This is a genomic window from Parafrankia soli (assembly GCF_001854695.1).
In the GTDB taxonomy this organism is placed as follows: Bacteria; Actinomycetota; Actinomycetes; order Frankiales; family Frankiaceae; genus Parafrankia; species Parafrankia soli.
The window spans coordinates 1-1,160 of the sequence record NZ_MAXA01000195.1 but is presented as its reverse complement, the minus strand read 5'-3'; the positions used below and the strand labels follow the sequence as shown (position 1 = coordinate 1,160).

The window sequence follows — 1,160 nt, the reverse complement described above, 5'->3', positions numbered from 1 at the left end:
CATGATCGTCGTCCTGCTGCCCCACGCCACCTTCGGCCTGATTGTTCGGGACGGCGTCGTCGTCGTCGATGCGCCGCCGATCTCGCGGCGCTCGGTCGGCCGCCCGGCCCGCACGGTATGGGGCTACTACGCCCGGCGCAGCGAAGTCCGGTGGGTGCCGTGAGGCTCCTGTGCACCGGCGCCCGCGTCTGGCGCGAGCGCCAGACCGTGTGGCGGGACCTGGAGAAGGTGCGTGAGCTCGCCCAGGCTCGTGACCAGAAGCTCACCGTCGTGCACGGCGACGCGGCTGGCGCCGACCGGCACGTCCGAGCCTGGTGCGAGCGCACTCCCGAGGTCGTCGAGGAGAAGTACCCGGTCTCCCCGACGATGTGGCGGATCAACGGCCCGCGTGCCGGGCACCTGCGCAACGCGCACATGGTCAGCCTCGGCGCCGATGGGTGCATCGCGTTCTGCGTGCCCTGCGACAAGCCGGGACCGTGCTGCGGACTCGGCGGCGTGGTCCTGCCGGACGGGCATGCGACCCACGGCACTCACGGCTGCATGGATCTGGCGCGGGGGGCCGGCATCGAGGTGTGGGAGCGGTGGGCGACATGAACGCCCAGCGCATCCGCCTCACCTCAACGACCCGGCGGCGACACCCCGACGCCGTTGACGTGGCCCGCGGCACCCGCTGGGGCAACCCTTTCGACTGGCGGATGTACGGCCTTCAGGGTGCCGTCGACGCCCACGCCGCCTGGCTCGCCGGCGACGGCGGACCCGACATCCGCCACGACCCCCAGGGGCGCGCCTACAGCCGCGCCGACGTCCTCGACAACCTCGACCAGCTCGCCGGGCGCACCCTTGCCTGCCCGTGCCCCACGAACCGACCCTGCCACGCGGACACTCTGGCCCGCCTCGTCGAGAAGGCGTCATGAGCCGCCCCGCCGCCAAACTCACGCCCGCCCAGGTGGTCGAGATTCGGGAGCAACTCGCCGCGGGTGCGCGCAAGGGTGACCTGGCCGCCCAGTACCAGGTCTCGGTCGAAGCGATCCGCAAGATCAGGCGCGGGCGCACCTGGCGGACCCTCGACGATGAGCCGCGGACTCACTGTCGCCGAGGCCACTCGTTCGCCGAGCACGGCTACATCGCCCCACGGGGAAAGAGGTACTGCCGTGAATGCC

At 72.2% G+C, this 1,160-nt stretch carries 3 protein-coding genes; all 3 read left to right on the top strand.

Annotated features, from left to right (window positions below; genetic code table 11):
* The first annotated feature begins 159 nt into the window (after positions 1-159).
* Positions 160-594, top strand: a complete 435-nt coding sequence (locus BBK14_RS15475) for an SLOG family protein (RefSeq protein WP_157904274.1) — start codon at positions 160-162, stop codon at positions 592-594.
* Positions 591-914: a DUF4326 domain-containing protein gene (locus tag BBK14_RS15470; protein WP_071063169.1), complete on the top strand. Its 324-nt coding sequence runs from the start codon at positions 591-593 to the stop codon at positions 912-914. The genes BBK14_RS15475 and BBK14_RS15470 overlap by 4 nt, the downstream gene beginning before the upstream one ends.
* A partial coding sequence (locus BBK14_RS15465; RefSeq protein ID WP_198541298.1) for a helix-turn-helix domain-containing protein occupies positions 911-1,160 on the top strand: 250 nt, incomplete at its 3' end. The genes BBK14_RS15470 and BBK14_RS15465, both read left to right, overlap by 4 nt.

What these genes read in the sequence shown, in the direction of transcription:
- BBK14_RS15470 (WP_071063169.1), top strand. Translation starts at nt 591, where the DNA reads ATGAACGCCCAGCGCATCCGCCTCACCTCAACGACCCGGCGGCGACAC.